We start from the raw sequence: 16027 nt of genomic DNA, 5'->3' as shown, positions 1-16027 counted from the left end.
CCACTATCGCCAAGAACAAACCGACTGCAAGTCCGCCAAAAAAAAGGGCCGGGAAAAACCCCGGCCCATGAACGTTCATACGATTTATACTGCTAAGCTCTGCGCAACTCTTCGATAAGTTCAGTAAGCTGCTCGCCGAGATGCATGAGTTCTTCCACAGCAGTGGATGACTCGCGCATGGCCTGAGCATTGTCGTTGGCAATGAGGTTTACCTCTTCAATGCTTCTGTTGATCTGCTCACTTGCAGCTGACTGCTCTTCAGAGGCAGTAGCAATACTGCGTACCTGCCCTGCAGTCTCCTCGACAATCTCAACAATACCCTTGAGAGCCTCACCGGCCTTGTTAGCAGACTCGGTGCTGGCAGAGACTTCAGCCGCAGCTTTGGTCATGCCGTTAATATTCTCACGGGTACCGCTCTGGATAGCAGAGATGTAGCCTCCGACTTCCTTGGTGGCATCCATTGTCTTTTCAGCCAGCTTGCGAACTTCATCAGCAACAACCGCAAATCCCCTTCCGGCTTCACCGGCACGGGCGGCTTCAATTGCTGCGTTCAATGCCAGCAGGTTGGTCTGATCAGCGATATCAGTGATCACATTCATGATCTTGCCGATTCCATCTGCCTGCTCTCCGAGCATGCCCAGACCTTTTTCCATTTCAACGGTCATACCCTGAACACGGTTGATCCGCTCTACCACGTCATTAACGATAGTTCCGCCATTTTCTGCCTCAGTACGAGCATTATCTGCAGAGTCCGCAGCTTCAGCAGCGTTACGAGCAACTTCCATGACGCTTGCATTCATCTGTTCCATGGCAGTGGCAGACTCAGCGGTGCGTTCACGCTGTGTTTCAGAACCTCGGCTTGATTCTTCAATCTGAGCGGTGAGTTCCTGGCTTGCACTGGCTACCTGTGAAACTATACCTGCCAACTGCTCAGCAGCGTGAAGCATACCTTCGCGCTTGGCGTTTTCTGCTTCCGCACGGGCTTCGTCAGCTTCCTTAAGAGCAACCTGAGCTTTCTCAGTCTGATCCTTGGCTTCTTCAGCCATCTTTTCAGCCTTGGAAATATTCTCAACAAGCCCGGTCAGCATCTCACGCATAGCTGAATGCAGGTCTTTGAGTTCTCCACCGAAAATAGCATCGTCAAGACGGACATTAAAATTACCATTAGCAACTTCCATAGCCCCAGCGGTGATAATTCCGATAGGCTTGGAGATGGAACGGGCAACAAAAAAGATCGCAATCATGACCAGAACAAGAGCAATTCCGCCCATGGTCAGCAGGTCAAAGGTAAGAGTGTGTGCATCAGCTAAAATTTTATCCATTGGAGCACTGACAGCAAGATACCAACGCTGTCCGCTATCCTTGAATTCAATTGGAATATACTGAACCATTGACCGTTTACTGTTTGCAGTGGCCACACGAACCTCGTAGAAAGGCTCACCGTCTTCCAAAGCCCGCTTGAGACCTGCTTCATCTTCAAACTTGGCAGTATCAAAGATATTCTTGCCTATACGGTCTTTATTAGGATGATAGATAAAGTCGCCGTTCGGCATCATCAACCATGCATACCCGGTACCGTAAGGACGAATCTTCGAAACAAGCTCGCTGATGTTGGTGATTGGCATATCCACGCAGACAACACCGAGAGGACGTCCATCAAGCATGATCGGCGCACCGATAGTGGTCAGCATAAGACTCTTACCGTCAACATCGTAAGGATAAGGTGGAGTAATATACGGCCTGCGCCTTTCAATAGGCTTCAGGTAGTAATCACCGTCACCGGGTACAAAATACTCGGCAAGAGGTACAACCTTGATATCCCCGCCAGCCCGGAAAGCATACGGAATGAGACGGCCGGTTTTGTCATGCAAATCTGTATTCGCATATTCAGCATCGCGGCCATCAAATGCATTAGGTTCCCAACCGTTACTGCCGCCGATAAAATTATCATCACCCTTGATAAGACCGACAAGCATTGAGATGGCATCTTGCCTGCTCAGTTCAATATTTTCACGTCTGAACTGAGCAAATGTGCTCGCCAGCCCCTGAGCCTGTCCTTGCGCATGAGTCATAAAATTGAGAATACGTCCGCTATATTCTCCAGCAAGGGCAGAAATCTCTTTTTTTGCAACTTTTTCAATAGCTTTAGAGCTACTTTGCATTGCAAAATATTCCATACTACCCAAAGTCAGCAGCAATAAAGCTCCGACCGGCAGCATGATCTTGTACATCATTCTTAAATTCCTGAACCATTTCATCTGGTCACCACCTTAATTAAAGTTATAAATGATACCCTCACTATAACCCCGTCGCGCTAGTTATTTTCATTTTCGCTATGTGTCAATATTGACGTTAAAAAACGTGACCACAGCACTAAAATACATTTTCGGCAAAATTCTAAATTAATTTATATGTAATTCGAAAACTTTACCCATTTTCATATCTGATCTATCATCTGCCTAAGATCATCAAAGGACAAACAATGAAATCAAAAAGAATCGCAATAGTCGCGGCCATGGAACAGGAAGCTCAAGCTGTTTGCCCTGCGCCGCAACACGAAAGAATAGGTAAATTCCCGCTTCTCTCAGGAACCACTAAAAGCAAAGTGAGCTATCATTGCATTGTTTCCGGGATAGGCATTACGCGCGCAGCCGAAGCAGCTGAGCTCCTTTGTGCTGAAAAGCCGGACTTGATCCTGAGTATAGGAGTTTCCGGCGGGCTGGCAGCCGGACTCGAGACCGGAACACTTGTAACGGCAACGAGCATCCATTCAGATATTGCGGAATTTGATTCATGGTTTGAAGGAAATGGCGACTCAAGGCTGCGCAGTGAGTTAATTCCCAGTTGTAGGGAGATTCAATGCGGAAAGCTGATTACAGCCAAGGAAGCAGTGCTCACCCCGCAGGATAAACTATTCATGCACGAACGCACCGGGGCACTGGCGGTAGACATGGAATCAATAGCCGTGGCGCAGGCAGCCAAAAATACAGGAATTCCCTTCGGATGTATCCGGGCTATCAGCGATGATTCAAAACGGGGCATCCCGCAGGAGTCGCTGGCCGGTGTTGATGAATCCGGCAAAACGCAACTTGGCCCTATTTTAAAAGCGATCATGAAAAGGCCCAGCCTTATTTTTGAGCTGATCCCAATGGGACGGGATTATTCAAAGGCTTTGAAAGCCCTTGAGCAAATTTTGAAATAAAAAAAAGGCCCGTTGAAGAAAACTTCAACGGGCCTTTTTGGATTCTACTGAACTATTTTACACTTACGCCTTTCAGAGCAAGCATAGCGCCTTTGATGGGACGCCTTACGGAATCTGCAACCGCTGTGGGTTCGAAGCCGCAGTGAACCATGCAGTTTGCGCAACGGGGATCGTTACCGACGCCGAATTTATCCCAATCGGTCTGCTCCATGAGTTCCTTGTAGGAAGAGACAAAGCCGTCTTCAAGCAGGTAACAGGGACGCTGCCATCCGTGTACGGAACGGCAGGGGTTACCCCAAGGGGAGCATTTGTAATCCGGCTGGTTTCCGGCGAGGAAATCGAGATAAAAGCTGCTGTGGCTGAAATCCCAGTTCTTGTTCTTACCGATGGTGAAAATTTCACGGAAAAGCTTTTCACTCTGCGGGCGGGTCAGGAAAGCATCCTGATCTTCTGCAGCTTCATAGCTGAATGCAGCTGAAAGGGTCATGCCGTCTACCTTGAGATCCATAAGGAAATCAAAGAATTCCGCAGCTTTTTCAGCAGTTTGACCGCCAAAAAGGGTAGTGTTGGTATTTACCCTGAACCCCTTGGACTTGAGCAGCTTGATGGTACGTACCGCAGAATCAAAAACACCCTGCTTGCAGACAACCTTATCATGAACTTCAGCAGGACCGTCCAGATGGAGGTTGAAGGTCAGGTACGGGCTGGGTTTGAACTCATGAATGCGTTCAGGCATGAGAATGCCGTTGGTGCAGAGGTAAACAAATTTTTTGCGCTTGATCAGTTCACTGACGATGGTCGGAATCTCGGGGTGCAGCAGAGGCTCACCACCTGGAATGGAAACAATCGGAGCACCGCACTCTTCTACAGCGTCAATGCATTCCTGAACGGAAAGGCGCTTGTTAAGGATTTCCGGCGGCTGGTTAACCTTGCCGCAGCCCTTGCAACGCAGGTTGCACTGAAAAAGAGGTTCGAGCATCAGCACCAGCGGGTAATGCTTGTTGCCCTTCAGGGTCTGAGTGAGAATGTATTTACCGAGTCTAGCTACTTGAATTGCAGGAATTGCCAAGGTCTTAACCTCATTGCCGCCACATGGGGGCGGGTTGTTTTTATTCAGCTGCCTTTTTGCCTTCGCAGGCTTTGACCAGCTTTTTACAGGAATCAACTTTTAATAATTTTTCATCAAAGCATTTGCTATGCAGAGCCTTATCATAATGGACGCAGGCTTCCTTAACATCGTCATCTTCCAGCAAGGCTGTTGCGAGTCCGAGACGATTCATAGCAAAATCAGGCGCGACTTTTACGGCCTTTTCATAAAATTCTAAAGCATTGTCCATGTCCCCGATACTGATAGGAGCTGAGGGAGCTTTAAGATAAAGCTCACCCAGAAAACGATCCGGGCCTCCGTGATCAACTTCGGGAGAAAGCTTGGACGCTGCGAGTGCTTCTTGCTCCATACGGGGCACAAGGTCAAGGCCCTTCATGGGAGCAAGCTGAGCCTCTTTAGCAATTAAATAAGCCAAAAGATAGTGCCCCAAACCGGATTGCTTATTTTTAACAAGATATTTTTCTAATTTCAGCTGTGAGGATTTAGCATAATCGGCCTTCTTGACCGCCCCGCTTTCCAGCAACCATGCGGAGCAGGCCGCCCCCTGCAAGACATCTTTATCCTTGGAAGAATTAGAAAGGACCTCTGCCTGCGCCATTGAACAGGGCTTCCAAAGAACTACCCCATCCGCTTCATATTCATAAAGAGGAAGGTCATACTTCGCGGAACAGCCGCAGATCAGCAGCACAATCAGTAATGGTAATAAACGCAGCCATTTCATTATTTCAAATCCTTGTCAGCGGGATTGAAACCGGAAGTCTGCAACAAATTAAGCAATTCCTTTGCAGACGGATCCTTGGACATATCCAGAAGCACTGCCTGCAAACGGAAAGCATCATCATTGGTCTTGCCGAACCAAGCCACCGGACTGTTGGGCAGTTCGGAAGAAGTATAAATGACCTTGGTACCGGAATAGCGGTCAGAATCCTTGATCACTGAATACTGCACAGCATCAAGAACCACGCCGGAGACCTTGCCTTTATTCACCTTCCTGAGCATGCGCAATGCCTTGTGCGTACCTTCCACGGTAAATCCCCAGCCCTTTTTACTGCCGAACAGAATTTCAAGGGACTGCGGGGTATAAAGCATGGAACCGTAGACAGTGCCTTGAATACCCTCCGCTGAATCAGGTCCATCGGCAGGGACAATCAAACGCCAGACATCCTTTTTCATTCCCTGCGGCAAAGTTGAAGCCACCGGTGCCATGGAAAATTTGGAACTGTAAGACTTAAAGAAAGTAAGCCCGCAGATGGACCACGCTGGCTTGTTCTTTCCGAGATAATCGAGCGCCGCATTCAGGTCGTTGTAGTATACTCCCTTAACTTTCTCACCCAGTTTGGCGGAAAGATAATTTGCAAGTTCATCCATGACCGGCTGCGCCTCGGCAGTGGTTCCCGGCTGACCGGGCTGGATAATGGCAAAATCAAACCGTCCTGCAGACGCAACAGAACTCAATCCAAGAACCAGAACAAATGCAAAAGCGAGAACTCTTCTGAACATAGATTATTTTCCTTTGATCCTTTCAATCAGTCTGAACACGGCAGGTAAGACCACCATGCAACCTACAAGACAGGTAGCGGAACCGGTAACCATGATCCCGCCCAGCGAAGCAAGGCCGCGATGATGGGCCAGAAGCAGCCCCCCGAAACCTATCATGGTAGTGCAAAAACTAAGTCCCACTGCCACCGGGGTACTGGTATGGTAAAGTCGCTCTCCTTCGGAAAGTTCCTTCCAGCGGGCCAGAAAATGGACCCCGCCGTCAACACCGATGGCAATAAGAACAGGAATAGCAAAGAAATTTGCTAAATTAAAGCTCAGTCCGGTCAGCCCCATAATCTCCAGCAACCAGAAAATACCGGCAAAAAGCGGGACAAGGGTCAGCAGCACGTAGCTGAGACTGAATGAACTGAGGAACAGAATAACTGAAACCAGAATGAGGGTCAGTCCGGCGGCCTCAAGAAAAGTCTCCCGCATTAGCAGGGAGGACTCAAGGACAACCACCGGGACTCCGGTCACTTCAGGATCGATCTTGCGCAGATCGGCCACAAATCCGGTCAGCTTATCAAAATCCCAGACATTTTCTACCGGAGAAATCTTAACCATGAAGCTGCCGTCCTTACCCACATAGAGAGAACGCAGATGCTCGGGTAAATCGTTCGGGGTAACGGACTGCACTTCCAGAATTTCCTTAAGCCAGGCAAAAGACCCGGAAAGCTCATTGACCAGACGGGATTGAAGCGGAGTCAGGTTGACAGCATCCGCAGGATTCTTCTGCAGAACTTCAAGGCAGGAATCAGCCCGCTCAATGATTTGACCAACCTGATCCAATTCCTGCTTGGCTCCTGCTGAAAACAGTTTTTCCTCAAGCCCTTCAAGGGATTCAATCAAATTCTCAAGAGAGGCTACAACCTCGTCAGGTACCAGATGGGCATTGCGGGCATCAAGATTGATTCCCTGCAGGACCTCGGCTTCACCACGCAAAATATCTGCTTTCTCTTTTTGACCGTCAGGCAGGAAATCCAGAATGGATTCAATGCGGCCTACAGAAGGCACCTGCTTCAATTCCGATATCAGGGACGCTACAGACTCAAGGTCCGGTCTGGTCATGACTGCGAACCATGTGGACTCATCGGAATCATTGATCAACACGTGCTCGTATTCAACAGACTCCAGCCCCTTGGCCTGCAATTCAAGCAGGTTATAATTGAATCCGGCCTTCTGAAAACCGGGGAAAGCCAGCGCGGTGAGCAGGCCGAAAACGACCAGCACCGTTACCGGACGCGAAATGACCTTTTCCATAAACGGCAAGGTAGCCATACGCGGACGGGAAGACGGAAACCAGTTACGCCTGCCCGCAATAAGCATTGCCGACGGTAAGACGGTCAACATGGAAATCAGACAAAAGATGATCCCGGTTCCACCCACAAGCCCCAGTTCGGCAAGCCCAACAAATTCCTGCCCCAGTACGGCATAGAAGGCGCAGACAGAAGTCAAACCGCCCAGCAAGATTCCGGGTCCGGTATGAACCAATGCTTCTTCCACCGCCTCATCCGGTGACATACCGGAATCAGAAGCCTCTACATAACGCATGACAATGTGAATACCGAAATCCACCCCGATACCGACCAGCACAAGCGCAAAGACAATAGAAAGCAGGTTCAAACGGCCCAGTGTGACCAGCGTAAACCCGAAAGTCCAAGCCATGGCACAAAATAATGATCCCATTACCAGCATGGGACGCAACCAGCCGTGAAGGATAAACATGAACAGCAGCCCCACCACAACCACTGAAATGATGGCCGAAATGGTCATATCCTGATCCGTAGTGTGCATCTCGTCTGCGGAGAGCACCGGACGTCCGGTTAGTCCTGCTTCAACATCCGGGTATTCCGCCCGCACTGTTTCCAGCGAAGAGCGTACAAAATTAAGCGAAGGCCCGATCACATCCATAACCCGGAAATCTTTCTTGGGCAGGATACGCATGATCAGCAGCTTGCCGTTGCGGGTAAAGAAATACTGAATTCCGGCCTTATCCAGATCAAAAACCGGGGCATTCATATTCTCAAGAGTAGGACCTGAAACAAGGGAAGACTGCATTTCGACAACAAGATTATCCAGCGCGCCAATGAACGGGCCGAACATTTCGGAATCAGCAGTACCGCCCTTTTCACCGGAAAGGAGCCCTGCAGTCATCTCCAAAAAACGGGACAATCCCGGAGCTTCAAACCACTCCTTACCCAGCGGACCGAAATCACGGGCAAGAGTCACAAACTGACGCAACTCATCCTGAGAGGCAAACATGAGCACACCCGGTCCCATGTCACGGGCAGACATGGCATAATGCACTTCCTTAACCAGATCGGGGCGCTTATTAAGTTTTGTGGCAAGGGTCGATGCAAACTGCGCGGCTTTGGTTTTGCCAGCTTCAGTTCCTCTGGTCTTAATGACCACGAACATATATTCCTGATCACCGAAATTCTTTATCTGCTCAAGATTTCGTTTCTGAAAAGGCAATTCATGGGAAATAAGATTGTCCTGATCGCTGTCCAGCTTGAGCCAGAGAGCGGAAGAACCGGCACAAACAGTAGCCAGCAAGACAGCACAGAGAACAATGCAAACAGGGGCCTTGCGGACCAGCTTCAAGATGGAACGGATCAACTTTTCTAGAAAACTATAAAATATATTCATTAAATAATGCCCGCTGCAGCAAAACCATCAGGGGTCTTTTTTAAACATGGCGAATAATCAAAGAAGGCAAACTATCATACAGTTTGCCTTCTAAAATTACCACGAATTTCAATCTTCCGGGTAGAGAAGAAAAAACAGTTTACGAAGTTTTGGCAGTACGGATTCCAAGGTCCTTAACGGTTTTCCATGCGGAACCGGTAATCTTGTGTGCTTCCTTGAGTACATCATCCATGGCTGCGATGAATTTATCTACATCTTCATCGTTAATCATCAGCGGAGGCAGGATTTTAACAGTATCAAGACCGTGTCCCGCAACCTGACTGAGAATGTTATGTTTCTCCAGCAAGGGCATAGTGATCATCTGGCAGAAAAGGTCGGCATTCATTTTATGCAACAATTTCCAACTGGCCTTAAGAGCCATGGATTTCGGTTCGCCGAACTGCATGCCGATAATGAGGCCCTTTGCGCGCACTTCAACCAGCATTTCGTACTTTTCAGCAAGTTTCTGCAGACCTTCTTCAATGCGCTGTCCCATCCGGGCAGCATTTTCAACCAACTTTTCCTTTTCAAGAACTTCAAATGTTGCCAGCCCGGCAGCCATGGCCAGATCGTTCTGACCAAAAGTGTTGGAGTGGGCAAAGCAGCGTTCCATGGAATCGAAAATTTTGCCGTGAATCTCACGGGTAGTGATGATTGCACCCACAGGGATATAGCCGCCGGAAAGCGCTTTGGAAATGACCAGAATATCCGGTTTAACTCCCCAGTGTTCAACAGCAAACATCTTTCCTGTACGTCCCATGCCGCACTGTACTTCGTCGGCAATCATGTAGGTTCCGTACTTGTCGCAAAGTTCGCGCACACCCTTGAGGTATCCGTCTTCAGGTACGAAAACGCCTTTACCCTGCACGGTTTCAAAAATAAATGCACCGACATCACCGCCTTTAAGAGCTTCTTCCAAAGCCTCAAGGTCGTTGAACGGAACAGCCGCACAATCGGGCAGCAAAGGTTCGTTACGGTCCCTGAATTCACGGTTTGCGTTTACGGACAGGGAACCGAGGGTCAATCCGTGGAAAGCGTGGTGACAGTGAACCAGCTTATGCTTCCCGCTGGCCTGACGTGCAAATTTAAGAGCACCTTCAACCCCTTCAGTACCGGAGTTGGTAAAAAACACAGCTTCAAGGTCACCGGGAGCAAGCTCTGCCAGCTTCTCAGCCAGCATGCCGGACATAACACCCAAGTCCATCTGCACAATGCTGGCAGTCTTCTCATCCATTACTTCTTTGAGTACGCCAGCAACATGGGGATGGTTACGCCCGATGTTATAAACTCCGAATCCGGACAGGAAATCGAGAACCTGAACGCCTTTGGCGTCGGTCAGGTATGCGCCCTCGGATGAGACATAATTGCGGTCATAACCGATAACTTCAAGAACCCGCACAAACTGGGGGTTTACATACTTACGGTGCAGATCGTAGGCTTCCGCCATTCTTTCTCTATATTTTTTAACTATCTCAGAACTCATATTATCAGGCTCCAATTTATTTCAATATTAACTGTAAAATTATTTTCGGGGAAAATACTCCCCTTCCCCCCCGTGGTCAATGGCTTATAGGCAAGTTAACCTCGAATCTGTGCCATTGCCAAACGAAACGATGAAATGTATAATTAATAGTTAAAACAGAAAACAAAACGGCAGCACATGCCGTGAAATATATGGAGGCCTAAATGGTTGAAGTTATCAGGGCTGAGACAGCCGGATTCTGCATGGGCGTGGACCTTGCCCTCAACAAGCTCGATTCCCTCATTGAGAAAGACGAAGACAGAAAAATATACATTTTAGGGCCGATTATTCACAACCCTCAGGTTCTTGAAGATTATGAGAAACAAGGAGTTGTGACCGCAACAACCCCTGACGAAGTGCCTGATGGCGCCTACGTGGTAATCCGCGCACACGGCATCCCCAAGGCCGTTGAAGAAGACCTGCGCAAACGTGGGGTAAACGTCATTGACGCCACCTGTCCCAAAGTAAAAAAAGCGCAGCTGCTCATCCAGCGCAATACCGAAGATGACCGCGTTCTGCTTCTCTACGGCGAAGACAGTCACCCGGAAGTAAAAGGTTTGCTCAGTTACGGACCTGCCGGGCCGCATCTTTTTGATTCCCTTGAAGAGCTTCAGGCAATTGATCTGGACCCGAACCAGAAATACTGCCTCGCCGCCCAGACCACTCAGGACCGTGCGGTTTATGACGACTGCATTAACTACTTGAAAAACAAAGGGATTAATTTCGTAATCCTTAAAACCATCTGTGATGCCACCCGCCAGCGTCAGGACGAAGCAATCTCTCTTTCCGAAGAAGTTGACCACATGATAGTTGTAGGCGGTCGCATTTCCGGTAATACCCGCCGCCTTGTGCAGGTTGTCGAAACAGCAGGCACAAAATGCACCCACGTTGAAATTGCCGATGAACTTCCCCTTGAAGAACTCAAGCACATGAAGAGAATCGGCCTCACAGCCGGGGCTTCCACTCCCAAGCGTCTGGTAGACTCTATTCAGCACATTCTGGAAGCTTTATAAGATTATTTAAAAGCGCAAAAAAAGGCCCGCAACTCCCAAGGAATTGCGGGCCTTTTTAATTTTCAATTAACTAAACATCACTACCCTGCGCAACCACAGCCTGATTCCATTCGTATTTCTTGAAACTCTGCTTAAAGAAGAGAGAATAAAGTACCGGACAAAGGATCAGGGTGAGTACCGTGGCAAACGTAAGCCCGGACATAATGCAGTTGGCCATGGGCCTCCACATTTCCCCGCCCTGCAATGAAAGCGGAACCATACCGATGATGGTCGTGGTAGCAGTCATAATAATCGGCCTTGCCCGCTCAAGGGAAGCCAGCACAATGGAGTTATCCAGATCAAGCCCCCGTCCGCGCAGGATTTCAATGCGGTCAATGAGCATAATGGCGTTGTTAACGATAATCCCCAGCAGGCTGATCATTCCCAGCATGGGCATAAATCCGAAAGGCGAATTGGTCAGGATCATACCCGGAGTAATACCGCACATCATAGGCGGCAGGGTCAGCAGAATTATCAGCGGACGCCGGAAAGAGTTGAACTGGAAGACAAGCACCAGCACCAAGAGTCCCATGGCAAGGGGCATGTTGGCATTGATAGCTTCCTGACTTTCCTGACTCTTTTCGAACTCACCACCATAAGCAACGGAATATCCCACAGGCCAGTTTTCGGACTGCATCATTTTTTCAATTTCAGGACGTACAGCATCAAGGGTCTGCATGGCAAAATAACCATCAAAGAGATCTGCCTTAACGGTCATTGTCCTTGTCTGATCCCTGCGGCGGATATCCGAGGGCTGCCAGACCAATTCGGACGAGGCTATCTGGCTCAGCGGAACATTCTTCTGGGCCTGATAGGAATAGACATTCAGACTTTCCAGCTTGTCCAGACGGTCACGAAAATCACCCTCAGTACGCAGCATGATGGGGATGTTGGTATCTCCGTCACGATAGGTCGAAGCCTGATAACCACTCATGCTGGATTGCAGGCTGAGCGCCACATCTGAACTTGTCAGTCCGGCCTGACGGGCCTTGTCCTGATCCACGTTCACTTCCATTTTCTTGGTCCACTGGCCCCAGTCATCCCAGACACGGGATACTCCGGGAGTTTTCTCCACAATAGCGGTAATCCTATCACGCAGATGGTAAAGTGTTTTCTGATCCGGGCCGGAGATACGAATCTGTACCGGAGCACCTACCGGAGGCCCGTTCATCAGCTTCTTAAGACTGAAATCAGCATCAGGAAACTCGGACTTAAGTTTCTTGCGGGTACGATCGATTACCTCATCAGTTGCTTCAACACTTTTGGTATTGATTACAAACGTGGCGAGGTTGTCATTGCGCTGTTCAAGGTTGAGGGGCAGATACCAGCGCGGACCGCCGTGCCCGATAAAGGTACCGATACTTTCAACACCCTTATCGGCGAGCAGAAACTGCTCCAGCCTGCCGACTTCATCCGCTGTAGAAGTGATGTCGGTTCCGAAAGGCTGCCAGAAATCAATGGTGAACTGGGCACGCTCGTTAGGCGGAAAAAACATTTTGGGTACGAACTGGAATCCCCAGAACGCCGCCATACAACCGATAAGCACCACAGCAAGAAAAGCGGGACGGTGGCGCAGGCAAAAAAGCAGCATAGCCCTGTAGACACGGTACATACGACTTGAAAAAGTCTGAATTACTACCTTGGGCTTCAGAACGTAGTAGCAAAGCATGGGCACCATGGACATGGACAGTCCCCATGAACAAAGCAGGGTAAGGCTGACTACGATAAACAGAGAGAAACAGAATTCTCCCGTGGCGTTCTCTGCCAGCGGAATGGGAAGAAATGCGAAAACAGTGGTCAGGGAAGCAGCAAGAAGCGGCATCCACAGCTCGGAAACAGCACCGACAACAGCCTTTAACCGTTCCTCTCCAGTAGCAAGACGCACGAGAATAGCTTCTGAAACAACAACCCCGTTATCAACAAGGATACCAAGAGAGATAATCAGCGAGGCAATGGAGATTCGCTGCAAACCGACATCAAACAAAGGCATCAACCCAAGACAGCCAAGCATGGCCATGGGCACCAGCGAACCGGCAATCAGTCCGGTGCGGAAACCGGCAAACACAAGAATAACCACAACAACGAATACAAATGATTCAAGCAAGTTGATCATGAAATCGGTTACAGCAGTATCAACATAGTCCGGCTGGTAAACAACAACATTGTATTCCATGCCGTGATAGAGATTCTTCGAAAGCTTCTCCAATTTGGCACTAACCAGCTCTCCAACTTCCATGATGTTGTTGCCGTCAGCCATGGAAATCGCCAGCATGATACACGGTTCACCGTTATAGCGGGCCATAACTCCCGGAGGATCTGCAAAACCGCGGGTGATCTCAGTGACATCAGAAAGTTTGAGCGATGACTTCATGCCCTCAACCCGCAAAGACATGTTCCTGATATCATCAACAGATTTGAATTCCCCGGTCGGTTCGATATAAATGCGCTCCGGTCCGACCTTGGCCGAACCACTGGGACGGATCATGTTCTGCTGGCTGAGCATCTGGGCCAAAGCAAAAGGAGTGATACCCGCAGCAGCCATACGGGAGTTGGAAAAATCCACAAAAACCCGCTCATCCTGCAATCCCCAACGGTCTACCTTCCCGACACTCGGTATGGAGAGCAATTCATCGCGGGTATAATCAGCAACGTCCTTGAGTTCACGATAGGTAAAACCGTCCCCGGTCAAGGCAACCACAATACCGAACACATCACCGAATTCATCGTTGACCATCGGCTCATAGGCTTCGGCAGGAAGATCCTTCTTGGCATCAAGGACCTTGTTGCGCAACTGTTGCCAGATCGGGGTCATGTTTTTCTGGTTTTCCTGAAACTCGACCTCAATAATGGAAAGTCCGGTCATAGACTGGGAACGAACGTTTTTGATAACGTCGATTTCCCTGATTTTCTCTTCCAGTTTATCCGTTACCAGTTCCTCCACCCTCTGGGGAGAAGCACCTGGAAAGACCGTACTGATAACAGCTGTACGGATTGTAAAATCGGGGTCTTCGGATTTCGGGATGCTGAAAAAGGTGGAAACACCTGCAAAAGCAATTAAGACAAACAGAGCAATGGAAGTCCTGTTGTTTTCAATGCACCATCTGGCAAGATTCACGACAGCCCCCCGACATTACGTACCTTCAGACCATCCTTAAGTGAGTGCACACCACGAGTGACCACAATTTCCCCGGACTTGAGACCTTCCTTAATCAGAACGCCCTTAAAGGAAATATTCCCGATTTCAACGTCACGGCGCTTGACCACCGAACCGTTCTCAACAACCCAGACATGCTTGCTGCCGTCAGGATTGCCTACGATAGCAGAGGGAGCCACATAAAGATTTGAGTTATCAGAACGGCCGGCAAATCTGACATTGCCGGACATGCCGCTGCGCACCAGTTGCTGGGAGTTATCAAGGTAGACTTTAACCGGGAAGGAAGCTCCTTCGTTAGTTCCGATACCAACTTCCATGATTACCCCCTGCATTACCTTGCCGGGCAAAGCATCGAAAGTGACCTGCACTTTCTCCCCCTCACTCACGGTTGCAATCAAAGTGTCAGGTAAAGAGATGGACATCTTCATCTGCTTCCCGGCGTTGAAACCGACAACTTTCTGGCCTGACTGCACGTTCTGATGAACATTCACGGCAACAGCACCGACCCAACCGTCGAAAGGAGCCTTAAGCACAGTATAGCGCAGGCGCTTGCGGGCAATATCGAGCTGCTTGGCAGATGCATTTAGCTGCGCCTGATAAGACTTGAAATCCGCTTCAGCCTGATCAAGCTCAGACTTGGAAACAACTTTACGCTTATAAAGCTGCTCGATGCGGTCTACATCAGCCTTGGCACGAACAAAGTTTGCGCGAACCTGCTCAAGGTTGGATTCCGCCTGACGAACTTCAAGCTCGTAATCAGCAGGATCAAGGCGGGCTATAACTTCTCCGGACCGAAACTTGCGACCGATCTGGTCACCGGGAAAAGAAGTAATCTTTCCCCCTACACGGAAGGAAAGATCTGACTGCAAGGCATCCTCGGCAGTACCTGAGAAAACCCACTGTCTGCCTGAGCCACCTTCACCGACCTGCATGGTCTTTACCGGACGCAGCACTTCCTGCACCGGAGAAGGCTTTTCCTTACATCCTGTTAAGGCAAAACCGAGTACCAATATTGAAATAACTATTAATCTTTTCATTTTAATATCCTCCTAGCAGCAGATAAGGGCTACTACCCTTCTGGACAGGATTTCTATGAGCTCTTCAATGCGCTCCGGAGTCATTTCATCCCAACCAACACGGTCAGTGAAAGCCTTAGACTTGACGAACTTGAGCACAATACCAATCAACGCGGTACTCACCGCCATAATTTCGGTATTTGAAGCATCGTCATCCATTGCGGCCTGAATCACTATATTCATGGATTGTATAGAAGGTTCAAAGAACTCTTTATCCAACAATGGATAGACTTCGCTGGGAGCAGCCATTTCCCGGTTGATCAACATGATGCCCCAGACAGTTATCGGATCGCTGAGCACTCCCAACATCTGGGAACGAAAAAGCCAGGCAACCATTTCTTCCTTGGAAATTTCACCTGACTTGAAACGGTCAATCTGCTTTTGTGCGGTTTCAATACTGGGCATAATCTCTTCACGGAAACGGATAATTTCACGGATAACCGCTTCGTACAATCCCTGTTTACCGCCGAAATGGTACCCCACAGTAGCCAGATTGACTTCCGCTTCTGAAGCAAGGCTGCGCATACTCACACCGTTGAAACCGTTCATGGCGAACAACCTTAAACCCACCTCAATAAGTTTATTGCGGGTTTCTTCACCGCGAGCTTTATTTGTTTTTCCCTTGGGATGTTGCGTCATAATATAGTGCCTCTCAAGCAAGTTTAAATTCTTTATAAAACAGAGAT

11 protein-coding genes are annotated in these 16027 nt (G+C 49.0%); 2 read left to right on the top strand and 9 right to left on the bottom strand.

Features of this window, described 5'->3' with window-relative positions; all coding sequences use genetic code 11:
- Positions 1-92 precede the first annotated feature (92 nt).
- Entirely contained in the window at positions 93-2234 is a 2142-nt protein-coding gene (locus ACKU40_RS01740) for a methyl-accepting chemotaxis protein (protein ID WP_320174823.1), read from the bottom strand.
- 248 nt (positions 2235-2482) lie between these two features.
- Here ACKU40_RS01740 and ACKU40_RS01735 point away from each other — a divergent pair, with 248 nt between their 5' ends.
- Entirely contained in the window at positions 2483-3202 is a 720-nt protein-coding gene (locus tag ACKU40_RS01735; protein ID WP_320174822.1) for a phosphorylase, read from the top strand.
- Positions 3203-3254: 52 nt separating this feature from the next.
- Here the strand turns inward: ACKU40_RS01735 and hpnH are convergent, their stop codons facing one another.
- The 5 genes from hpnH to ACKU40_RS01710 all read right to left on the bottom strand — a co-directional run bounded on the left by hpnH (position 3255) and on the right by ACKU40_RS01710 (position 10020).
- A complete protein-coding gene (gene hpnH, locus ACKU40_RS01730; RefSeq protein WP_320174821.1) occupies positions 3255-4271 on the bottom strand; it encodes an adenosyl-hopene transferase HpnH in 1017 nt (338 codons plus the stop codon).
- A gap of 40 nt (positions 4272-4311) precedes the next feature.
- Positions 4312-5031 carry a hypothetical protein gene (locus tag ACKU40_RS01725; RefSeq protein WP_320174820.1) on the bottom strand — a complete coding sequence of 240 codons (720 nt, stop codon included), beginning with the start codon at positions 5029-5031 and terminating at the stop codon, positions 4312-4314.
- Positions 5031-5810: a PhnD/SsuA/transferrin family substrate-binding protein gene (locus ACKU40_RS01720; RefSeq protein WP_320174819.1), complete on the bottom strand. Its 780-nt coding sequence runs from the start codon at positions 5808-5810 to the stop codon at positions 5031-5033. Before ACKU40_RS01720 ends, ACKU40_RS01725 begins: the two co-directional genes overlap by 1 nt.
- 3 nt (positions 5811-5813) lie before the next feature.
- Positions 5814-8498: an MMPL family transporter gene (locus ACKU40_RS01715; RefSeq protein WP_320174818.1), complete on the bottom strand. Its 2685-nt coding sequence runs from the start codon at positions 8496-8498 to the stop codon at positions 5814-5816.
- Positions 8499-8637: 139 nt separating this feature from the next.
- Complete coding sequence (locus ACKU40_RS01710; RefSeq protein ID WP_320174817.1) at positions 8638-10020, bottom strand: aspartate aminotransferase family protein; 1383 nt, start codon at positions 10018-10020, stop codon at positions 8638-8640.
- Positions 10021-10223: 203 nt separating this feature from the next.
- On the opposite strand from ACKU40_RS01710, the gene ispH reads away from it, so the two are divergent.
- Positions 10224-11072, top strand: coding sequence for a 4-hydroxy-3-methylbut-2-enyl diphosphate reductase (gene ispH, locus ACKU40_RS01705; RefSeq protein WP_320174816.1), 849 nt, complete (start codon positions 10224-10226; stop codon positions 11070-11072).
- 70 nt (positions 11073-11142) lie between these two features.
- On the opposite strand, the gene ACKU40_RS01700 is transcribed toward ispH, so the two are convergent.
- Genes ACKU40_RS01700 through ACKU40_RS01690 form a run of 3 tightly spaced genes read right to left on the bottom strand, consistent with a single transcriptional unit; the run spans position 11143 to position 15980 of the window.
- Positions 11143-14226, bottom strand: a complete 3084-nt coding sequence (locus ACKU40_RS01700) for an efflux RND transporter permease subunit (protein ID WP_320174815.1) — start codon at positions 14224-14226, stop codon at positions 11143-11145.
- Positions 14223-15302, bottom strand: a complete 1080-nt coding sequence (locus tag ACKU40_RS01695; protein WP_320174814.1) for an efflux RND transporter periplasmic adaptor subunit — start codon at positions 15300-15302, stop codon at positions 14223-14225. Before ACKU40_RS01695 ends, ACKU40_RS01700 begins: the two co-directional genes overlap by 4 nt.
- A 12-nt stretch (positions 15303-15314) precedes the next feature.
- The gene (locus tag ACKU40_RS01690) at positions 15315-15980 is read right to left on the bottom strand and encodes a CerR family C-terminal domain-containing protein (RefSeq protein ID WP_320174813.1); all 666 of its coding nucleotides are present in this window, start codon (positions 15978-15980) and stop codon (positions 15315-15317) included.
- Between the last annotated feature and the right edge of the window lie 47 nt (positions 15981-16027).

Source organism: Maridesulfovibrio sp., from assembly GCF_963666665.1.
In the GTDB taxonomy this organism is placed as follows: Bacteria; Desulfobacterota; Desulfovibrionia; order Desulfovibrionales; family Desulfovibrionaceae; genus Maridesulfovibrio.
Note: the sequence above shows the minus strand (reverse complement) of the source record. Positions and strands in the feature narration are given on the sequence as shown.

Excerpts from the sequence above, each read along its gene's own strand:
- ACKU40_RS01725 (WP_320174820.1), bottom strand. The coding sequence starts at position 5,031 with ATGAAATGGCTGCGTTTATTACCATTACTGATTGTGCTGCTGATCTGC.
- ACKU40_RS01715 (WP_320174818.1), bottom strand. The coding sequence starts at position 8,498 with ATGAATATATTTTATAGTTTTCTAGAAAAGTTGATCCGTTCCATCTTG.
- ACKU40_RS01695 (WP_320174814.1), bottom strand. The coding sequence starts at position 15,302 with ATGAAAAGATTAATAGTTATTTCAATATTGGTACTCGGTTTTGCCTTA.
- ACKU40_RS01720 (WP_320174819.1), bottom strand. The coding sequence starts at position 5,810 with ATGTTCAGAAGAGTTCTCGCTTTTGCATTTGTTCTGGTTCTTGGATTG.
- ACKU40_RS01690 (WP_320174813.1), bottom strand. The coding sequence starts at position 15,980 with ATGACGCAACATCCCAAGGGAAAAACAAATAAAGCTCGCGGTGAAGAA.
- ACKU40_RS01735 (WP_320174822.1), top strand. The coding sequence starts at position 2,483 with ATGAAATCAAAAAGAATCGCAATAGTCGCGGCCATGGAACAGGAAGCT.
- ACKU40_RS01740 (WP_320174823.1), bottom strand. The coding sequence starts at position 2,234 with ATGATGTACAAGATCATGCTGCCGGTCGGAGCTTTATTGCTGCTGACT.
- ACKU40_RS01710 (WP_320174817.1), bottom strand. The coding sequence starts at position 10,020 with ATGAGTTCTGAGATAGTTAAAAAATATAGAGAAAGAATGGCGGAAGCC.
- ispH (WP_320174816.1), top strand. The coding sequence starts at position 10,224 with ATGGTTGAAGTTATCAGGGCTGAGACAGCCGGATTCTGCATGGGCGTG.